The sequence below is a fragment of the Butyrivibrio sp. NC3005 genome (assembly GCF_000424545.1).
In the GTDB taxonomy this organism is placed as follows: domain Bacteria; phylum Bacillota; class Clostridia; order Lachnospirales; family Lachnospiraceae; genus Butyrivibrio.
The window spans coordinates 234,441-255,258 of sequence record NZ_KE384206.1 but is presented as its reverse complement, the minus strand read 5'-3'; the positions used below and the strand labels follow the sequence as shown (position 1 = coordinate 255,258).

Sequence of the window (20,818 nt, the reverse complement as noted above, 5' to 3'; positions counted from 1 at the left end):
CTCACCAACATTTTCATCCATCTTACTAGTTAAAGCCTTTAGCCATTGATGTTCACTGGTATTAAGCTTGGATGATACAATAAGCTGAGTTGAAAAAAGAGCCTTTTTTCCAGTAACATAATAAATGCCCGGATATTTCTCTGTTACATTGCAATTGTTATTTTTGAACCATTTTACAAGCTCTCTAGGCATTCCTTCACGAACAAGAGTAATGGTAATATCATCATCTTTGATGCTGTTCGTACTAGGACAACTTGCTTTGTATAAACAAGCATAAGCAAGTGTCTTGAAATATTCATCTATGCCGAGTGCATCTTTTGGTGATTTGTATTCAAAAATATTATGTGCCTTGAAAATCTTTCCAATCTCGTTTTGAATATCAACATCCTGTAACTTCTTTATGACCAGTAAGTCAATCTGAATCGGCTTAGTATTAAGCGTGTGTTCAGATTCGAAGCTAAGATCCTTCTTATTGGCTCTAAGCTCCAATTTGACAGCCGCGCAAAAAGGCGGATGCCATTGTTTTTTCTCAAAATCTCCCATAAAACTTTTGTTACTTCTAAAAATATAAGAGTAGTAACCTTTTTCTTTCTAAAATATTGATTTAATCATTGCAGTAAGCAATGATTCACTGATTTTTGCTGATGATTATATCAAACATCAGCAAGAAGTCATATTTATATTACCATCATTTAATCAGTGAGACAATGAGAAGAATACAAGAGATTCATGAATTAACTTTAAAATATGCAAATGAGATTTAGTAATTGGAATAAGAAAAGCAAATTGTGAAAAGATTTGCGAAAAGAAGATTTTGATAGAAGAAAAATCTTCGTAAAATAGCGATTTTATGATTTACTAACAAAAGACCAGTAAAATAAGATGTTGTTTGAATAAGGACGTATATATGTACGTAAAATCAAAGCAAAAAGAGTCATTTTTCTATCTTTATTCATAAAAAATGTTTCTCACTAGAACTATTAAATTTGACGCATATTTTGACTTTAAATAAAGATAAATTATCCTGTAATTAATTTTCTCTAAACAAAGCAGATTAATATGGCGATAAAACATATGCCAAGAAAATATATTAAAGACAAAATAACTGTTGAATTTAAACAATTTATACAGTTTCAAAGTGAATTTATTGTTCAAATTTATGAAAAGAGGTTGAAATTAGTATAAAGATGTTATAAAATAACGATAAGTGATTGACGTTAATTTAATTCGCAAAATCGCTATTTTGCGAAAGAGTTTCAAAAAAGTCCCACAAATTCGTAAAAAGAAGGTGAATGATATTTCAAAAAATGGTAAGACCAAAGAAAAAGTATGTAGAACCATTCATCAATATAATAAAGAATCAATAGCTAAGGAAGATATGGCCCAGCTTAAGCAAATCGCAAAAAGCTACCAAATCGTGAAAAATTATATATATTGCCGCTATGGAGGAATTCATTCTCTATCTAAGATAACACCAGGATATGAAGTGCAGAAAGAATTAATAGCGCAAGGATATAGAGAACAGATAAATCTTCCATCAGTTTATTTTCAAAATGCAATATATGATGCTCTTGGAGATATCAGAGGAGCATTAGAAAAGTGTAAAAAGAAGATTCTAAAATCAATTTATAGTAACGAAAATATGTCAGAAGATGACAGACATTACCTTAATTACGTTCTTAGAGTAGATCAGGCTCTATTTCCAATATTAGAGCATAAAAACATTGTTATTCCAAAAAAGTTAGAAAAATCTTATATAGAATTATCCGAAAAAGTTGATACTAACAAACTAAATAATTATCTTAGACGGCAGTATAGAAAACACAGCGTAAAGCTTCATACAGAAATAAATACAGTGTTTTCGGTAGATTATAGAGGCTATAGATATGAAAATCATGGCATATATTTAGCATCATCTGTGAAAATGAAACGTGTTTTCATACCACTTACAGATACCATTACTACAGATAGACAGATTGTCGTAAAGCTTGATATAGATAACCAGTCCATAGAACTGTTAGTTCCAATAAACGTAGCAGTGAAAAAGCATGAAGATTATGTAAATGAAGTAGGTATTGCACCAGGAATTGAGACAATGCTTACAACAGATAATGGCAATAGTTATGGAATAGACTATGGCAAATTACAAGAATCATATAGCATATGGCTTCGCGAAACTAGTAGGAAACGAAGTCTGAATACAAAGGAAAATCAAGGATATAAAAAGTATAATGCAAATAAACATAAACAAAAAGAAAAGATTCAAAACTATATAAATCATGAAGTAAAGAGACTTATAGAAACTGAAAAGCCAAAGATAATCTATATTCCAAAGCTTCCTCAGAATACTAGGCTTGTATATGGAAAGAATATAAATTATAAGCTATTAACATGGCAAAGAAGTATGATATATGACAGCATAGAAAAAAAGTGTCAGCAGAACGCTATTGAACTTGTGTGGGTATTAGCAGAAGGTACAGCGAAGACTTGTAGCAGATGCGGATTTAAATGGGACAATACAACAAAGGTAAGAGTTAAGGAAAAGGATAACAATAAAGAAAAAGTATCAGATATTATCAAGTGTCCAGCATGTGGTTTGGAAATACATGAAAGACAAAACACTGCCATAAATGCTAAATCACGTGGACAACAAAAATCAGGTATCAATAAGAATCTCAAAAGGATAAATACGTGAGAGCGTATTTCACCGATTGAATCGGACCAAAAGTGATTCTGTAGATATATAAAAGCTTTACAAAAACGGCATTAGCAGACGGATGGAAAATCCGTGTAACGGGTATGCCAAGACCCTGCAGTATCAGCTGTTTAGCTAATATGAATGGGAGCGAAGGGTGTAAGCCTTATCATCGAAGGATGACCGGAATTTAATATTATATCCTATATATTGTTTAATGAAGTTTTTTTCTCTCACAGGAGGCTTAATATAATGCAAACTGTTAATTCTTGCATATTTAGAACAGGTGTAAAGATTGATAATTGGCTTTACTATTCTGCATCGGATAGAAATGCATTATATAGAGTAGACTTCGATAGGGAAGAAATTGAATTTTTGGGAAATTTTCCAAAGAAGATTATTCATACAACTTCGGGGAGTATTGGCGATGAAATTTGGTTTGTACCAGAAGATGGTGGTTTCTTTGATATATACAATGTTAAGAACAAATCTTTTAGACAAGAAATAATAAAAAATGTTTCTGGATATAATACGATAGGTAATAATCGAGTTTTTTCAAAAATATTGTTTCATAAAGGAAAGTATTATATAGTGCCAGGCGCTTATCCATATGTGATAGTTGTAAGTAAAGAAGGTGTTATAGAAAGGTATATTGATATACCAGAAAAATATATTACTAAAACTGAGTATGAATATCATTTTAATGACGGAATTATAATGAATGATTGGTTATATATTTGTCCTGATTGCAATAAATATCTAATTAGAATAGATTTGAATTCTGATAAAGTAGAAGCAATAAGTTGGGATGAAGCTAGGTATGCATATAATAAACTGATTATTTATGAAGGACATTTATATGTTGTTCCTTGTTTGGAAAAAGCTGAATTTATAGAAATTAAAAGTGATTTCTCAGGTTATAGAAAATGCGGACAATCAATTGATTTTGAAGGAGTAAGTTACTTTAGTTATGTAGGTAAAATGAAAGATTGTCTTTGGTTTATGGGGATTGATGCAGACTTTATAATTCAGTTTTCTTTGACTGAATGGAGGGAAAAAAGTAGGACACATGAACCATCAAAAATCACAGCATATAGAGGGTGTATAGAGAGCGAGGATGCAATTATTTTTCCAGGAAAAGAAAAGGGTGAACCTATTGTTTGGATTGATAAAAATAATAACCTGATATACAAAGCTTTTAATGAAGGAACACGTGGAGAAGTTGATTACCTTTTGCAAAGTATAGAATATCAAGAAGGACTTTCAGTATGAAGAAAAAGGCAATAATTTGGATTAAGATACTGTCAGCTTTTTGCTTGGGCTTTATTACAAGATCAAAGATGAGAAGCTTTAAAATTAATAACAATACACAAGACTCAAATAAGTACTGGCAATCGTATCTTATGATGAATGAATGGATGCAGCTAAAACAAAAAGGCAGAAATCTTTCTGAATATTTTAAAGAACATGGTTATAAGAACATTGCAATATATGGAATGCATCACACTGGAATAACTCTTCAAAATGAATTAGATGGAACAGGTATAAATGTTGTATATGGAATAGATGCAAACGCAGAGACTATTTATTCAGATATTGAAGTGAAAAAGCCTGAAGGCAGGTTACCAGAAGTTGATGTAATAGTAGTGACACCAATCTATTATTTTACAGATATTGAGGAAAAATTAGTGTCACTAGTTTCGTGTCCAATAATATCTCTTGATGACGTGGTTTTTGGAATGTGAAATGCAGAAAAATTATATGAGTTTTAGTTATATATTTTTCAATCAAAATAAGAATCAAATAATTATAAAAGAACAAAAATATAGAGAATGGAGAGAAAATATGGATTGTGAAAAACTTTTTCAACTTGAAGAATCAATTACTAAAGAAGTTTGTCTTTATGGAGCTGGAAAATATGGACAAGGTTGGGGAATGAAGATAGTAACTGATTTGGGTTTCCAAGTATCCTGCTATATTGATAGTAAGATATCTGGAAAATGCAATAATATAGATGTTTTTAATTTTGATTATTTGTTGAAAAATAAGGATAAGTATTTCGTGTTTGTTACAGTTGGTGGAAATAGTGGTAAAGAAGTTTGTGAAATATTGGAAAACAACGGAATAAATGATTATTATTGGCTATTTGAAGATGGATGGTTTAGTGAAATACCAGAATATCTTGAAAATGTGAAAAATGAAAGTATTAGAAGTAGATTTGATTATTTTCTCAATGACAAAAAGTATCTAGAATATAGATTTGTTCAAGAACGTGGTTATGAGTTTGATATTGATAATCCTGTAACACTTAACGAAAAAATACAATGGCTTAAAGTTAACAATCGCAAGGATATTTATACGTTACTAGCGGATAAATATAAAGTAAAAAACTATTTTGAGGAAAATTTTGGAAAGGAATATGTCATACCAACATTGTTTGTAAGTGATTGCGTTGATGATATTAAGATAGAAAACATGCCGGATATTCCTTTTGTACTGAAATGTAATGCTGGTAGTGGAGATGTAAAGATTATACGAGACAAGAGTAATGTTGATTGGAATTATATAAAAAATCATTTTTCTAAATGCCTGAAATATAACTATTATTGGATGGACAGAGAATGGTGTTATAAGAATATTGAACCTGTCATTATGGCAGAAAAACTGCTACTAACAGAAGATGGAAAACTACCGAATGACTATAAGATTCATTTTTTGAATGGAATTCCACAGTTTGTATATTGTAGCATAGATAGAGAAGGCTTAAATTATAGGAAAATGTATAACATGGAATGGAAAAAACTTGACTTTGCATGGTGTTCACACACTAAAGGTAGGGAGGTATTAAATGGCCCAGAAATTGATTGTCCAAAGACATTTGATAAGATGATTGATATTGGGAAAAGTATTGCTAAAGAGAGTCCTTATGTAAGGGTTGATTTTTATGATCTTGATGGAAAGTTATATTGTGGTGAGGTGACTTTTTATCATGGTGGAGGCTATAATAGGTTTGATCCGGAAGAATATGATCGTATTTTTGGAGAAAAACTTGTTTTGGAAGGTAAATAATGATGAAAAATTATCTGATGAATATAAAACCATATGGTAATTCGGTTAGTCACGAAGTATGGAAAAAAGGAGTAGTTGATGGAGATAATTTTTTCTTAAAATTAGATTGGAATGAGTCAACTATTGGGCCGTCCGATTATGTTAAGGAAAGAATTCTTAAACTTGCTCAAAAAGCTTCATTTTATAATCTATATCCAAATACAGATAATGATAATCTTATTTCAGCTATAGCAAAATATGTAGGTTGCAAAGAAAATTGTGTTCAAACGTTTGCATCTTCTGACGCATTGCATGAATATGTAGTAAAAATGTTTTTGAGAGAAAGAGACAAAGTAGTTATAGTATGGCCATCGTATGATAATTTTAGGCTAACGGCCGAAATAGCAGGAGCAGATATTCATTATTATATAATGAAAAATATGATTTTTAACGCTAAAGAACTATCTTCAACAATAAAGGAAACCGAAGCTAAATTTGTTTATTTTTGTAATCCTAATAATCCAACAGGTCAGAAAATTGATAATTGTATAGTTGAAGAATTAATAAGAGAATATGCAGGCACATTATTTTTAATTGATGAAGCATACGTTGAATTCTCAGGTGAATCCATATGTAATCTTATAGAAAAATATGATAATTTGATGATTAGCAGAACTTTTTCGAAGGCTTTTGCGCTTGCAAATTTTAGAATTGGATATCTTGTTTCATCTTCAAATAACATAAATGAGATATCAATGATAAAAAACAAAAAGTCAATTTCAACTTTTGCGCAGGAAGCTGCAATTGCAGCACTTGAAGATAGTTCTTATATGGAACGCTATGTTGAAGATGTTACTAAAGCAAGAGAATGGCTTGAAGTCAAATTAAAGGAATTGACTTATGTAACAAAGGTATACCCTAGTACTACGAATTTTGTGCTTTTTGAGATTTGTAATGAGTTAGAGAAAAAGAAACTTGTTAAATTTCTTAATTTTCATAATGTATATGTAAGAGAATTGAGCCAGTTACCAGAGCTTAATAGATGTATCCGTATAACAATTGGATTAAAAAAACAAATGGAATATGTTTACGAATTGATGTTAGATTATGAGAAAAATAGCACTCTTTGATTTTTGTGATACAATTGTGAATTTTCAAACCGCTGATAATTATGTTATTTATTATGCGGAGATGAGATATGGAGAAAATCTTAGGAATAAGAACTATGATAAATTTCAGTTATTGAATTGTCTAAAAGGAGAAAAAAAGTCTGATATAGAATTTTTTGCCGAGAGATATTATCTTGAGATGATTAAACCAGGACTACAAACAGTAGTTATCGATTTTATAAAGAAATATCAGGATACAGGATATGAAATTTATATTGTAAGTGCAGGGTATAGTGTTTATATTGATTTTTTTGCTAAAGAATTTAAAGTAAATGGCATTATAGCAAACGATTTTTTGTACCAAGATGAAATCTTTTTAGGGACGATTAGTAATAGAGATTGCATTTCAGAGGAAAAAGTTCAAAGACTAAACGAATTTTTTGATAAATGCGAAATAGAAGATTCTGTGAGTTTTTCTGATAGTATTTCTGATTTACCATTTCTTAAATGGAGTAATCGAGGAATTGTGATTTCAAAATTTCGAAGTCGCGAATGGATAAAGAAAAATGGACTTGAAGAAATTGTATTGTCAAATTATGGTATATAGCACTATTTTAATATTTGGACAGTGTTTCTTGAATCAAAGGAAAAGGTATTAGCAATTGGATAACATTAAAAAGAAAAGTTTTATTATCACCATAGATACTGAAGGTGATTATATTTGGAATCGTAACACTTGGACTGAGAATTCTGTAAAAAACAGAATTACAATACGAAATAGCTCATACATAGAACGATTTCAAAGACTTTGTGAAAAGTATGGATATAAGCCGACATATTTAGTTGACTACGAGATGTGTGCTCCGAGCCCATTCGTTGATTTAGCCAATGAATGTATCAAAAAGAAAAATGCTGAAATTGGTATGCATATGCACGCTTGGACAATCCCGCCTTTTTATAATCTAAAGAGAGGAAAAGAAACAGGAGGAAATCATCCATACATAGGAGAATATCCAACTAGCGTAATAGAAGATAAAGTTAAAGTGATAACACATAAAATTCAGGATTCATTTGGAGTAATACCTAAGAGTCATCGAAGTGGAAGATGGTATATCGACAGGAAGTATTTGGCTATTTTAAAAAAACATGGTTACATTGCTGATTGTAGTGTGATTCCTGGCAAAGATTGGACTTTCAATGCAGGTTTAACAGAAGGAAGCCATGGAATTGATTATAGAAGATTTCCTAATAAAGCTTATAAAATTAGTATGTTTAATATAGGTAAAGAAGGAAAAAGTGGATTGATAGAAGTTCCTCTTACAACAGCATATAAAAATAAGCAGTTAATAGAATTAAGACCTTATCGACATAACATAAAAGATTTAAATTATTTAGTTGATAAGTGTACCGAAGAAAAAAGAGATTATCTTGAGTTTATGCTTCATTCTTCAGAATTAATGAGAGCAGGAAGTCCCAATTTTTTAACAGAAAATGATATTGAAGTTCTTTATGATGATTTGGAACAATTGTTTGAGAAGATTTCTTACCACTATGAAGGTGTGACACTTTCACAATATGTTGAGAATATGAGGAAAATACTGTGAATATTGCTATAATGGTTCCTTCACTTGGAGGTGGCGGAGCAGAAAAAGTTGCAAAGAATCTAGGTGACTATTACACAGAAAAAGGAGAAAATGTTTATTTCTTTCTTCTAAATTCTCATTTAAAGGATGTGTACGAAGTCAAGGGAGAAAAAATAAATACAGGGCTTGAATCAATAACAAGTGGATTTCGAGGTGACATGAAAGCTTTTTTCATGCGCTTAATACAGATGTCTTTGATAATTAGAAAATTAAAAAGAAAATATCACATTGATGTGTCTATAAGTTTTATGGAAGAATGTAATTATTTAAATATTCTCTCACAGCGTGGAGAAAAAGTCATAGTAAGGATATGCACAATATTGTCTCATAGAGATGATTTAAATCGTTATCTTTACAATAAGAAAATAATTCATTTTTTTTATTCACTTCCGTGCAAAATAGTTGTTATGAGTAGATATGCTAAGAAAGATATGATTAATAGCTATGGCGTATCTCCGAAAAAAATCACAATTATATATAATTCAGTAAATATTTCTAAAGTACCGTCCCACATTATAGAAAAAAAGAATTCGAAAGAGAAAAAAGTATTAACCGTTGGTAGATTAGAACCAGTTAAACAGCAAGATAGGATAATAAGATCATTCTCATATGTAGTTGATAAAATACCAAGTGCTAAACTTATAATCGCTGGAAAAGGAGATAATGAACGCTATTTACGTTTTGTTGCAAAGAAAATGAAAATTGAAAAGAATGTTGAATTTGTTGGATTCTGCAAAAATGTATGGGAAAAATATGGTGATGCAAACTGTTTTGTAATGGCTTCTAAAGTAGAAGGTTTTGGTAATAGTATAATTGAAGCAATGGTATGTGGAATTCCTGTTGTATGCACAAACTCTCCAGGAGGTGTTCAGGATATTTTGGGAAAAGTATTACGTGAAGATGATGGATATAAACTATGCCAATATGGAATCAAGACAAATGGGTTTACATCTGAAAAGGTTGACGTATGTGAAAAACTTTCGAAGGAAGAGGAAAATTTAGGAAAAGCAATTGTAAGGATGTTAATAGATGAAGAGATAAAAGATAAGTATAGTAGAATGTCTGAAAATAGATCGAAGAAATTTGAATCAAGTAGAATATATCGTCATTGGACTGAATTATTTTAATAAGAGATGTAAGTATGAATATTTTAGGAATATCTGGGTTATATCATGATTCTGCTGCTTGTTTAGTAATTGATGGGCTTTAAATAAGATGTTTGAACAGAAATTATGTGTTGATGTTCTTATAAAAAATTGCATACCTTCGCTTGGAAAAAGAATTGGTTTAATTATATAGTTTCGAATATAAAATTTACGTATTTTAATCAAAGTATATCGTAGGTAGATAAGAACACAGGAAAGTAATGGTGAATGTTTATATGGGATTATGGTCAAAATAAGTGGAGTGATTTTTATAATGATATAAAAAATAGAGATATCTATGTTTTTGGAGCAGGAGCGAAAGTCGGAAGATTAGGATGGAAAGAAAGCACATAGTATGGAATGTTGAAAAATTAAATAGATTACAAGATTTTTTGGCAACAACATCTCAAAGTGAAGCAAATTATTTTGGATATCAAGTTGGAGAGTCAATTGTTGAGTTTTGTTCATATTTTGTTAATGATATTAACAAATGTGATGTTCTAGATTATGGGTGTGGACTTGGCCATATCATGAAATGTTTTTGCCAAAAGAAAGTAAATGTGTGGGGAGTTGATATTTCAAAAGAGGCAGTAACAGCTTCAAAAGATAGATGTGGAAATAGTTTTTATTTTCATGGGGTCAGAACTTTTGACGGTGGGAGATTGCCATACGAAGATAATCGTTTTGATTTAATCACCTGTACTGAATGTATTGAACATATTTTACCTGAACACATAGATGGTGTACTGGATGAAATATATAGAGTTTTGAAACCTGGTGGGAGATTTCTAATAACAACTCGAAATGAAGAAAATTTTGCGTTTTCAGAATTATGTTGTCTAGAATGCAATACTATCTATCATAGAGTTGGACATGTTAATTGGTACTCGGTAAAATCGTTGAAAAAAACTCATGGAGGAACATGAGTATAAAACAATCATGTGTCATGGGACGGATTTTTGGCAGTTTCAGAAGTATTTAAAACATCCACCTATTTTGGATATGAGCCTGAGACAGATTTATAGACAGTTTAGAAGATTTGAGGATAAGTTAACTGATAGACATAAAGGTACATTAAAGAGTAAAGTTTTTAGAAAAAATATGAACTTAGAGAGGCGTCCTAATCTTTTTTGGGTCGGTACAAAACGAATATGATTAAGTATGAATATACAGCTTCAGGTTGTCATATACGACATTTATATTTCCTTAATAAAATAGATAAAGAAATGTTTGAACAGGAGATGAAAACATGCGACGAATTGACTATTTTTTATGCGGATGAAATTGACTCTAGGATATTTTCGAAATATGGAAGTTCTTTAATTTATTTTTCTAAAGGAGCGAGTTATTCAATAATGGTTGACATCTCCAAAAGTGAAAGTGATATTATTAATGGCTTTCATAAAAACAGAAAATATGAAGTTAGACGTGCATTAGAAAGAGATTGTTTTGATACAGAAATAATTCTTAATCCTGATATAGAAAAACTTGAAGAGGCAAGAATTTTTTACAATATTTTTGCAAAGGAAAAAGGTCTTCCGGATTTTGTTATTGAAAGATATGATGCCGCAAGTAAGTCTGGTTGTTTTGCTTTGGCGTCTATACGAGATGAGGATGGAGCGTTATTGGTTCAGAATGGTTATTTTTTAGATAATGATAAAAAAATTGTGACATTTACTTTTGGAGCATCGCATTTTCGGGAAGATAATAGGTCAGCATTAATAGGACGAGCTAATGGATGTTTACACTATAAATGTATGATTTTTTTTAAGAAACTGGGTTATATTGGCTATGATTTGGGCGGATTTTATGTAGGTAATGATAAAGAATTAACGAATATATCTGATTATAAGAGGAGATTTGGGGGAGAAATTAAAGAATACGCGCCATGCTTTATTTTTCAGAAGAAGGATTATGAATTTGTTGAATATAATATTTCTAAGTTAAAAGAGATTGTTAAAGAAAAAAATATTATTGTTTATGGAATAGGATCATGGGGGAAGTATATTATTTCTAAAATATATGAATTGTATCAAGTAAAACCAGTTTGTCTGATTGATAATTTTGTCAAACCAACTGATGATTATGATATAAAAAAAGCAGATGTACTTAGAAATTACACTCCAAATAAGCACTTTCTTATCGTTGCCACAAGAAAAGAGCAGTATAAAGAGATTAGCGAGGATGAATTGGTTAAACCATTTATTCAGGCTGATTCAATACTGTGTATTAGAGAAGAAAAAATTTGAATTGTATTTATGAATTAAATATAGTCTTGTATTTAGATTGAATTTCTATATATTCTTAGTTTAGAAATAGAATGTGGGATTGCATTATGGAGCATTTCTGTAATTCAACACATTTAATCAGTGGGCTGATAATATAAAGACAGAAAAGAATAAGACCAAAGCAATGATAGGCTGTGAAACTAGTAATTGTTTTAACAAATGCCTAATTTACTGGGGCTTTTGTAAAACATCTACAAAAAAGAATAGAGAGAGATGAATAGTGGATAAACTGTGGTTGGAATTTGATAGAAGAATTGACAATGCATTAAAATTATCTAATGGTAAAAGAATAGTGTTGTGGGGATATGGTAGCAGTGGTAAATTTCTTACGCATTATTTTAGACGGAAAAATAGAATAATAGATGTCATTATTGATAATAAAGCTGATATTCCTACTCAAATGCATGTGTATCAGTCTTTTATACTTGATGAGTTATCTGAGTTTGATTATTTTGTTATATGTGATTTTGAAGAAGAATTAGAAGTATCTCAAATGCTTGAAAACCATGGCTTTAAAAGGAATTTTTCATATATATGGATTAGAGAATGGCTTGGGACAACATATTGCAAAAAAATTTCGTACTATGATTGGTTGGATTTTTATTATGGAACAGATATATGTGAACCAGTTTACAACTCAAAGAATGATAATCTTTTTTATTCATATGGATGTGACTATGCTCTCTTAGATGTAATTGATAATCTTTACCTTGATGGTGAAAATTTTTTTGACTTTGGTTTTGGAAAGGGAGGAGCTTTAATTTTATTTGCGTCAAATGGAGTAAATAGAATAGGTGGAGTAGAATATGATTCAGAGTTGTATGAAATAGGAATTTCAAATTTGAAAAAGTGCAACATTAATCATTATGAATTATTTAATGATGATGCAAGTAAATTAACTACTGAACTTGATACATATACAATTTTTAATATGTATAATCCGTTCAAAGGAGAAGTTTTTCAAAGAGTAATTATGAATATTGAGGAGAGTTATGAAAGAATGCCTAGGAGAATATTACTTCTATATAGTGGTGTTACACAACACAAAGATATAATAAGGAATGATAGATTTAGACTTGCCAGGAAAATAAATAATGAATATTGGAATAAATACACCAATATTATACGTAATGGATAAAATGAACTTATGAATAAATACGAACATGTATCGGTAGTTTACAATTTTGAATGTTTATATTTTTGGGATTATAGAAAATGAAGAATAATATTCAAAAACAAATTGACAAAGCCATCGAAGAAAAATGGCAAGTATGTGTATATGGGCTAGGGAACTTGGGAATGAAGCTTTATGAAGAGGTTCCTGGTATTTTTAACCTACATGCAAATCTATTTTCAGATGGTAATGATGACAAAGTGAATAACACGACAATTGAAGGAATGAAAGGGATTTTTTTGAAAGATTTATTAGAATCCAGCAAGGATATATTAGTCTTTGTACTAGTGGATAATCCATATGATTCTCAGATCGAAGAGAAGTTGAGTCAAAACAGCAAACTACATGTATGTACACTTCGAAAACTCACTAAATTGGAAATGGTATTTGAATATTATTATGGTGCCAAGATGCTAAGCGATTATCAAAAACTTCCTGTTTGGAAAGGATAAAAATGTGAAAATTGCAGTATATACTTGTATTGTAGGAGCATATGATAAGTACAGAGAACCTCTTGTTATTGAAGATAACTGTGATTATTTTATTATATCTGATGAGGAACAAGACTATGGAAAAAATACTAAATGGATAGACGTTAACACAGTTGTTCCTGACATAAATATGACAGCAAAAGACAAAAATCGTTTTTGCAAATTTCATCCATTTTCTATTTTTGCAGAATATGATTATTCAATTTATTATGATGGTTCAGTGCAAATAGTTGCTCCGGTTTCGCATAATGTTTCTATTCTTGGTAAAAATGGAATAGCAATGCATCATCATAGATGTAGTAATTGTGTTTATACTGAGAGCATTTTTCTTTCGTGGTTAGGCGTTATAGATTTAAAAAAGTCTCAAAAAGAGATTGACAGATATATAAAAGAAGGATTGCCTAGAGAATATGGTTTATTTGAGTGCACAGTTATTATAACTGATCTTCATAATGATGATGCCAAAAATATTTTTTCAAATTGGTATACTGAGTACATGTTAGGAGTAAAGAGAGACCAACAGTCACTTATGTATGTTCTATGGAAAATGGGACTGACCAAAGATGATATCGCGCAGCTTGGGAAAGGTTATAATGTTTATACAAATCCAGAGTTTTCATGGAATATGCATTCACATTATTAGTAAGATAAGTCAGAAGGTGGATGATAATGAGTCAGTTTAAGGAGTTTGGTGATAGAAAAATTGCTATATATGGTCTTGGAACTGAAACTCAAAGATTTCTTTCAAATGATGGAAAGGACTTGAATATCATTTGTCTTCTTGATGGATTTAGAACAAGCGGTGAAATGTATGGTTATCCTATTCTATCGTTAGATGAAATAATAGGTTATAATGTATCTCTTATTATCGTCGTGGCTCGCCCTGGATCATGTAAGGCCATTACCAAGAGAATATCAGAATTTTGTATACAAAATAGTATTTTATTATATGATGTTCGAGGTAATAATCTTCTAGAAGAAAGAAAAGCTTCTTTTGATTTTTCAAATTTGAAGGTTGAAGGAAAGCAAACTTTATTAGAAAAAATCGAAAAGGCAGATATAATAAGTTTTGATTTATTTGATACATTAGTTACAAGGTGCGTTTTTTCATATACTGATATTTTTGATTTGATGAAGTACTTTCTTAAAGAACAAGGGATTTTTTTCCCTGAGTTTTCTAAATATCGTCTTTATTCAGAAAAGGAATTGTCAAAACAATATGCTCCAACTTTAGAAGAAATATATAGTTTTATGCTGGTAAAAACGGGTGGTAATTTTCTTTCGGCAAGAGAATTTGCAGAAATTGAAAGAAAACTTGATTTTAGTACGCTACGCATAAGAAAAGATATTTCTTCGCTGTACAATTCATTAATAAATAGTGGAAAAAAGGTTGTTATTACTACGGACAGTTATTACTCATTAGAACAGATTAAAACATTGTTAAATGAGAATGGACTTAGTGTTTGTGATAATATCTTTGTTTCCTGCGAGTATGGAACATCAAAGACTCAAAATCTTTTTAGAATATTAAAAAACAAGTACCCTGATAATAGTATTTTACATATAGGTGATGATGAATTTGCAGATACCAATTCTGCAATTAAGTTTGGAATTGATACGTTTAGAATATATAATGGTGCTGATTTGTTCTATTATCTTGGAGAATTGGGAATACAAGATGATATAAAGACAATGTCGGATAGAATAAAAGTTGGATTATTTGTATCAGAGCTTTTTAACAACGCTTTTTGTTTTGAATCATCAGAAAGCAAACTTTGTGTAGAAAGTTCGTTTCAAATAGGTTATTTGTTTTGTGCTCCTATGATAACTGATTTTGTGCTTTGGATGAATAGATGTTTAGAGCATGAAGGGTACAATCAGATTCTTTTTTGTGCAAGAGATGGATATCTTCCAGGAAGATTATTTAGAAAACTGGCAATGAATGTTAAATCTGTTTATTTTATGGCATCTAGAACTGCGGCAATACGGGCAGGTATGGAGAAAGAAAGTGACATAGAATATGTAGATACCATGAAATATTTCGGAACTAAAGAAAAGGCATTAGAAACTCGTTTTGGAATTAAAGCTAATAATGTCGGGGAGAGTGAAAGGATAAATGAGATTATCAGTAAGTCGGCTTTTCAAAGAGAAAGGTATCGTAGATATATTAATGAACTTGAATTAAGTAGTAGTCCTATTGCCATGTTCGATTTTGTGGCTAAGGGAACTAGCCAACTGTATTTACAAAAGTTGTTTAATCAACATGTTAAAGGCTTTTATTTCCTTCAATTGGAACCTGAATTTATGGAGGATAAGAAACTTGATATTGAACCTTTTTATACAGATGAGGAAAAAAACACCAGTGCAATATTTGAAAATTATTACATTTTAGAAACCATTCTAACATCTCCATATTCCCAGATGCAGGAATTTGATGATGAAGGAAATTTTGTTTTTGCAAGTGAAACCAGAAGTAAGAGTGATATTAGCGTAATTATTAAAGCACAAGAAGGAATCAACACTTTTTTTGACAAATATTTAAAGCTTGTTCCAGAAGCTTTAAGATGTGAAAACAAAAAGCTTGATGAAAAAATTTTAAAACTAGTCAATGAGGTACTAATTACTGATGAAGACTTTTTGTCTCTCAAGGTTGAGGATCCATTCTTTGGCAGAATGACGGATATTAAGGATGTATTATCATAAATTTTATGGTCATATCTGTTTTATTTAACAATCAAAGTCTTGTGAATCCACTTGCCAAACCATTTTTATATTGTTACTGTTTTAGTATACTTGTATTATTATAGAGGATGCAGAGTTTTTCCGAATTTAGCTATACAGGTTAGTCTTTGGAGGAAATAAATGGAGAAAACAGTAGGTCTTGGCATACAGGATTTTGAAAAGGTTATTGAAGAAAAGGCTTTTTATATAGATAAAACGCGTTTTATTTCTAAGTGGTGGAATAGTAAAGATGATGTGACGCTTATTACAAGACCGCGTCGTTTTGGCAAAACTTTAATGCTTAGTACAGTTGAAAAGTTTTTTTCGATAGAACAGGATAATAATGAAAGATTATTCGAACACTTAGAGATATGTGACGATTCTTTAATGATGGCAGAATGTGGTAAGTGGCCGGTTCTTTTTGTTTCGTTTGCCAGTATTAAAGCTGATAATTATGATAGTGCACTTAAGCAGTTTAATATTATTTTTAACAAAATTTTATCTCGATTTGAGAATATAAAGAGTAGTCTTACTCAGGCTGATTTGGATTTTTATGATAAAGTTTCGATTGATATGAAGCCAGATATTGCTTCAAATTGCTTAGGGTATTTTTGTAAGTGGCTTAGTGATTACTATGGCAAAAAAACCATTATTCTGATAGATGAATATGATACGCCAATGCAGGAAGCATATGTGAATGGATATTGGAATAAACTAGTGGATTTCATGAGGAATATGTTCGGAACTTCACTTAAGTCTAATCCAAATCTGTTAAAGGGTCTTCTAACTGGGATAACACGTATCAGTAGAGAATCTCTTTTTTCTGATATGAACAATTTGAAAATAATTAGTGTTTCATCTGATAAGTATGCAGATTGTTTTGGTTTTACTAAAGAAGAAGTTTTCTTTGCCTTGGATAGTTATGGTTATTCAAAAGAAAAAGAAAAAGTAAAAAAATGGTATGACGGCTTTAAATTTGGAAGCAAAGATGAAATTTATAATCCATGGTCTATTTTGTCTTTCCTTCAAGAAGGAAAATATGAACCTTATTGGGCTAATACTAGCTCTAATTCATTGATTTCGAAGCTGGTTAGAGCAGGAGATGCATCGATAAAAGAAAATTTTGAGATTCTTCTAAATGGCGGCAGTATTACTAAACCAATAGACGAGCAGCTTGTATATGGAGAAATGCAGGATAATGAGATTGCAGTTTGGAGCCTTATGCAGGCAACAGGTTATTTGAAAATAGTTAGTAGAACTGAATCAGAAACAGGAGATTTATATGAGCTCAAATTGACTAATTATGAAATTACAAAGATTTTTAAAATGATGGTAATGAGCTGGTTTAGAGGAACTGGAAGTTCATTATACAATGAGTTTGTCAAATCTTTACTTGCTGGCGAAGTTTCTGGAATGAATAAATTTTTGAATAAGTTTTTGCTAAAGACATGTAGTTATTTTGATGGTGGAGTAACTGCTTCTGACGCAGAACCTGAGAGGTTTTATCATCGTTTGGTTTTGGGACTTATGGTGGATCTTGGAGATAGATATCTACTAACTTTTAATAGAGAAAGCGGATTTGGAAGATATGATGTCATGTTACAGCCAAAAGATATAAACAAGGATGATGGCATTATCATTGAATTTAAAGTGTTAGATATAATGGATCAAGAGAAAACTCTCGAAGATGCTGCAAACTCTGCGCTAAAACAGATTGAAGACAGAAAGTATAGAGAGGTACTTTTATCTTTAGGACTTCCTTTAGATAAGATACATTGCTATGGCTTTGCGTTTAGTGGAAAGACAGCGCTTGTTAAAAAACAATAAGAAAAAGCAGCACGAGATATCTTGAGTAGAAACTGAAAATCTTAGACAAGCATTAGAAAAACCCAAGAGTTGTTAAAAGAACTTAAATAACGAATTACAAGGCAAGCAGGCAATTCCATGATATAATGGAGTTTATGAGAGTAGATATACAACGAATTACAGAAGGTGAGGACAGTGTAACTCTGCGCTACAAGGCTCTTACCCCTGAGATAAAAAGAATAATCGGTATCCTTGAAAGAACTCAAGACAAGCTATGGGGCAAAACAGAACAGGGTGAAGTCAGCATAGGTATTCACGACATACTATACCTTGAATCTGTAGACGATAAGCTCTTTGCCTACACAAGAGATAAAGCTGTAAGAATCGAGGGGAGTCTTAGCTCTTTTATCACAGATATTGGAGATGAGAGCTTTTTTAGATGCAGTAAATCCATGATTATTAATGTTAACCGTGTTAAGGCTCTTAAAAGCCTGTCGTCTAACAGGATTGATGCCACCATGGAAAGCGATGAGCACATAATTATTTCAAGGCGGTACGCCGTTGAGTTTAGAAGACTACTTAAAGGAGGCAGGTAAATGAAGGATAAAAAAGGAGTTTCGATCTGGGAGCTTTATCTTACCAAGGAAATCGGTATAGAATTTAAGGCCTGCCTGTATTTTTTTGCAATTTTGTTTTTTTACTGTGTATACAGAGTTATAGGCGGTGTATACGACGCCAGCATTCTTCACATGACAGAGCTTATTTTTACCTGCTATATCATCGGCTATATTCAGGTGTACCTTCTTTGGAACTTCGATGAGGCTGACAGCCTCGGTGGGAAAGAACTTGTGGGAATGCTTGTTTGCACCGCATTATACTGCGGTGTTTCTTACGTTTTTGGCTGGTTTTCCAAGAGCATTTTTGTGACAGCTTTACTTGCGGCTTACATTATTATTATGTATATTTGCGTATTTTTTATATACAAGTGCAAAAGAAATATCGATGACAAAAGGCTCAACGAAGACTTGAAGCTCTTTCAAACTAAACACAAAAAGTGAATGATAGAGGTTAAATAGTGCATCTTGCGGGAACAGATATTGTTCCCGTTTTTTATTGCATATATGATAAAGATGTCTTAAGGCAGTAATTTCGAAAATAAAGTAAAAGCAAAATATAAGAGAGGTGCGCTATGAAAGAAAACGTAATTGAGATAAATCATCTTACCAAAAACTACGGAAAGAGCAGGGGGGTAATAGACGTTTCGTTAACTGTTAAAAAGGGAGACATCTTTGGATTCCTTGGACCAAACGGAGCAGGAAAGTCCACAACCATCCGTTCAATGCTTGGCTTTTTAAAAATAAACAATGGTAATATCAGAATCCTTGGAATGGACAGTGTAAAAGATCATGAAAAGATATTACGAGAAGTAGGTTACATGCCATCAGAAGCCTGGTTCTATGACTCTATGATAGTTGGCGATGTAATAAAATATGCAGCAGATGTAAGATGTCTTGACTGCTCTTATGAAGCTGAAAAGCTCTGCGAAAGGCTTAAGGTCGATACTCATAAACGAATTAAACAGCTATCTCTAGGAAATAGAAAGAAGGTCAGCATTGTATGTGCCATGCAGCATAGGCCAAAGCTCTTTATCTTTGATGAGCCCACAGGTGGCCTGGACCCACTTATGCAAAAGAAATTTTTTGAGCTTATAAATGAGTACGTAAACGAAGGAGCTACATGTCTTTTGTCGACCCACGTATTATCTGAAGTTGATAAATACTGCAAAAATGCAGCCATTATGAGAGATGGAAGACTAACAATGTTAAATACACCACACATCGATGATGAGACTTTTCTTAGCTTTTATGAGGACGAGGAGGAATAATTATGAGATCAGTATTAAAAAGAGAGCTTTTGCTTAATATAAAGAGTCTTCTAATCTGGAGTTTATCTGTAGGTTCCATGGGACTTGCTTGTATTTTACTATATCAGTCCATGGAGGGCGAGATGAAGGATATGGCCGATGCCTTTTCTAATATGGGAGCCTTTTCAGAAGCCTTTGGCATGAGCACCCTTAGTATCGCCAGCTTAAAGGGATATTTTGCCACAGAGATTGGCGCAGTTCATGGTCTTGGAAGCGGTATGTTTGCAGCAATTGTGGCAATCAACATAATATCTAAGGAAGAGGATGCACACACTGGAGAATTTCTCTTTTCTTTTCCTTTATCAAGAAGTAAGATTCTTGTTTCAAAGGGTATTTGTGTAGCTTTTATGCTGATAGTATTTACTGTAGTCTGCAGCTTGTTTTACCTTACAGGCTTTAAGATACTTGGAGAAGAGATTCCTATGGATGAATTTTTCAGGTTCATGGGAATGCAGCTTTTAATGAACGCAGAGGTAGCAGGCATCTGCTTTGGTGTTTCCTCACTTACCGGTAAGAACAGAATGGGTATTGGTCTTGGCATTGCTCTTTTATGCTATTGCTATGATGTAATGGGACGCGTTATTCCTGACGTTAAAAAGTATCTGTATCTAGGACCTTATTCATATTGTAATGCCTCAGAGATATTTACAGATGTAGCGACGTCCGCAAAAGCAATAATTGTTGCGGTTGTTCTTCTTGTAAGCTGCACAGCATTTGCTTTTTGGAACTATAACAAACGAGATCTTGCCAGTTAAACTGGAGGTCGTCTTTATG

General features: G+C 31.7%; 19 protein-coding genes and 1 pseudogene. 19 read left to right on the top strand and 1 reads right to left on the bottom strand.

Annotation, left to right across the window (positions count from 1 at the left end):
• Positions 1–543: pseudogene (locus G634_RS0116000) on the bottom strand (hypothetical protein); the annotation flags it as partial.
• Positions 544–1,288: 745 nt separating this feature from the next.
• On the opposite strand from G634_RS0116000, the gene G634_RS19695 reads away from it, so the two are divergent.
• The 19 genes from G634_RS19695 to G634_RS0115890 all read left to right on the top strand — a co-directional run bounded on the left by G634_RS19695 (position 1,289) and on the right by G634_RS0115890 (position 20,799).
• Positions 1,289–2,695 (top strand): zinc ribbon domain-containing protein, encoded by a 1,407-nt coding sequence (locus G634_RS19695; RefSeq protein WP_051234163.1) that lies wholly within the window; start codon positions 1,289–1,291, stop codon positions 2,693–2,695.
• 252 nt (positions 2,696–2,947) lie between these two features.
• Complete coding sequence (locus G634_RS0115985) at positions 2,948–3,967, top strand: hypothetical protein (protein WP_026506109.1); 1,020 nt, start codon at positions 2,948–2,950, stop codon at positions 3,965–3,967.
• Complete coding sequence (locus G634_RS0115980; protein ID WP_026506108.1) at positions 3,964–4,440, top strand: hypothetical protein; 477 nt, start codon at positions 3,964–3,966, stop codon at positions 4,438–4,440. The genes G634_RS0115985 and G634_RS0115980 overlap by 4 nt, the downstream gene beginning before the upstream one ends.
• 100 nt (positions 4,441–4,540) lie before the next feature.
• Positions 4,541–5,764, top strand: a complete 1,224-nt coding sequence (locus tag G634_RS0115975; RefSeq protein ID WP_196805392.1) for an ATP-grasp fold amidoligase family protein — start codon at positions 4,541–4,543, stop codon at positions 5,762–5,764.
• Positions 5,764–6,873 (top strand): pyridoxal phosphate-dependent aminotransferase, encoded by a 1,110-nt coding sequence (locus G634_RS0115970; protein WP_026506106.1) that lies wholly within the window; start codon positions 5,764–5,766, stop codon positions 6,871–6,873. Before G634_RS0115975 ends, G634_RS0115970 begins: the two co-directional genes overlap by 1 nt.
• On the top strand, positions 6,851–7,459 hold the full coding sequence (locus tag G634_RS0115965; protein WP_026506105.1) for an HAD-IB family phosphatase: 609 nt from the start codon (positions 6,851–6,853) through the stop codon (positions 7,457–7,459). Before G634_RS0115970 ends, G634_RS0115965 begins: the two co-directional genes overlap by 23 nt.
• A gap of 55 nt (positions 7,460–7,514) precedes the next feature.
• On the top strand, positions 7,515–8,456 hold the full coding sequence (locus tag G634_RS0115960; RefSeq protein ID WP_051234158.1) for a hypothetical protein: 942 nt from the start codon (positions 7,515–7,517) through the stop codon (positions 8,454–8,456).
• A complete protein-coding gene (locus tag G634_RS0115955; RefSeq protein ID WP_026506103.1) occupies positions 8,453–9,622 on the top strand; it encodes a glycosyltransferase in 1,170 nt (389 codons plus the stop codon). Before G634_RS0115960 ends, G634_RS0115955 begins: the two co-directional genes overlap by 4 nt.
• Positions 9,623–9,975: 353 nt before the next feature.
• Complete coding sequence (locus tag G634_RS20600; protein ID WP_051234156.1) at positions 9,976–10,566, top strand: class I SAM-dependent methyltransferase; 591 nt, start codon at positions 9,976–9,978, stop codon at positions 10,564–10,566.
• A 225-nt stretch (positions 10,567–10,791) separates the two neighbouring features.
• Positions 10,792–11,889: a hypothetical protein gene (locus tag G634_RS0115935; RefSeq protein WP_026506101.1), complete on the top strand. Its 1,098-nt coding sequence runs from the start codon at positions 10,792–10,794 to the stop codon at positions 11,887–11,889.
• 259 nt (positions 11,890–12,148) lie between these two features.
• Positions 12,149–13,066, top strand: a complete 918-nt coding sequence (locus tag G634_RS0115930) for a hypothetical protein (protein WP_026506100.1) — start codon at positions 12,149–12,151, stop codon at positions 13,064–13,066.
• A 77-nt stretch (positions 13,067–13,143) separates the two neighbouring features.
• A complete protein-coding gene (locus G634_RS0115925; RefSeq protein ID WP_026506099.1) occupies positions 13,144–13,554 on the top strand; it encodes a hypothetical protein in 411 nt (136 codons plus the stop codon).
• Between the two features lie 4 nt (positions 13,555–13,558).
• Positions 13,559–14,236: a glycosyltransferase domain-containing protein gene (locus tag G634_RS0115920; protein ID WP_026506098.1), complete on the top strand. Its 678-nt coding sequence runs from the start codon at positions 13,559–13,561 to the stop codon at positions 14,234–14,236.
• 26 nt (positions 14,237–14,262) lie between these two features.
• Positions 14,263–16,296 (top strand): HAD hydrolase-like protein, encoded by a 2,034-nt coding sequence (locus G634_RS0115915; RefSeq protein ID WP_051234153.1) that lies wholly within the window; start codon positions 14,263–14,265, stop codon positions 16,294–16,296.
• 159 nt (positions 16,297–16,455) lie between these two features.
• Positions 16,456–18,141 (top strand): AAA family ATPase, encoded by a 1,686-nt coding sequence (locus G634_RS0115910; protein WP_026506096.1) that lies wholly within the window; start codon positions 16,456–16,458, stop codon positions 18,139–18,141.
• Positions 18,142–18,275: 134 nt separating this feature from the next.
• A complete protein-coding gene (locus G634_RS0115905; protein WP_026506095.1) occupies positions 18,276–18,716 on the top strand; it encodes a LytTR family DNA-binding domain-containing protein in 441 nt (146 codons plus the stop codon).
• Entirely contained in the window at positions 18,717–19,178 is a 462-nt protein-coding gene (locus tag G634_RS0115900) for a DUF3021 family protein (protein WP_026506094.1), read from the top strand.
• 131 nt (positions 19,179–19,309) lie between these two features.
• Entirely contained in the window at positions 19,310–20,005 is a 696-nt protein-coding gene (locus G634_RS0115895) for an ABC transporter ATP-binding protein (RefSeq protein WP_026506093.1), read from the top strand.
• Between the two features lie 2 nt (positions 20,006–20,007).
• On the top strand, positions 20,008–20,799 hold the full coding sequence (locus tag G634_RS0115890; protein WP_026506092.1) for an ABC transporter permease subunit: 792 nt from the start codon (positions 20,008–20,010) through the stop codon (positions 20,797–20,799).
• Positions 20,800–20,818 lie beyond the last annotated feature (19 nt).

Bases quoted from the DNA above. Each gene is read 5' to 3' on its own strand.
- G634_RS0115985 (WP_026506109.1), top strand. From the start codon at position 2,948: ATGCAAACTGTTAATTCTTGCATATTTAGAACAGGTGTAAAGATTGAT.
- G634_RS0115980 (WP_026506108.1), top strand. From the start codon at position 3,964: ATGAAGAAAAAGGCAATAATTTGGATTAAGATACTGTCAGCTTTTTGC.
- G634_RS0115975 (WP_196805392.1), top strand. From the start codon at position 4,541: ATGGATTGTGAAAAACTTTTTCAACTTGAAGAATCAATTACTAAAGAA.
- G634_RS0115970 (WP_026506106.1), top strand. From the start codon at position 5,764: ATGATGAAAAATTATCTGATGAATATAAAACCATATGGTAATTCGGTT.
- G634_RS0115965 (WP_026506105.1), top strand. From the start codon at position 6,851: ATGAGAAAAATAGCACTCTTTGATTTTTGTGATACAATTGTGAATTTT.
- G634_RS20600 (WP_051234156.1), top strand. From the start codon at position 9,976: ATGGAAAGAAAGCACATAGTATGGAATGTTGAAAAATTAAATAGATTA.
- G634_RS0115935 (WP_026506101.1), top strand. From the start codon at position 10,792: ATGATTAAGTATGAATATACAGCTTCAGGTTGTCATATACGACATTTA.
- G634_RS0115925 (WP_026506099.1), top strand. From the start codon at position 13,144: ATGAAGAATAATATTCAAAAACAAATTGACAAAGCCATCGAAGAAAAA.
- G634_RS0115915 (WP_051234153.1), top strand. From the start codon at position 14,263: ATGAGTCAGTTTAAGGAGTTTGGTGATAGAAAAATTGCTATATATGGT.
- G634_RS0115910 (WP_026506096.1), top strand. From the start codon at position 16,456: ATGGAGAAAACAGTAGGTCTTGGCATACAGGATTTTGAAAAGGTTATT.
- G634_RS0115905 (WP_026506095.1), top strand. From the start codon at position 18,276: ATGAGAGTAGATATACAACGAATTACAGAAGGTGAGGACAGTGTAACT.
- G634_RS0115900 (WP_026506094.1), top strand. From the start codon at position 18,717: ATGAAGGATAAAAAAGGAGTTTCGATCTGGGAGCTTTATCTTACCAAG.
- G634_RS0115895 (WP_026506093.1), top strand. From the start codon at position 19,310: ATGAAAGAAAACGTAATTGAGATAAATCATCTTACCAAAAACTACGGA.
- G634_RS0115890 (WP_026506092.1), top strand. From the start codon at position 20,008: ATGAGATCAGTATTAAAAAGAGAGCTTTTGCTTAATATAAAGAGTCTT.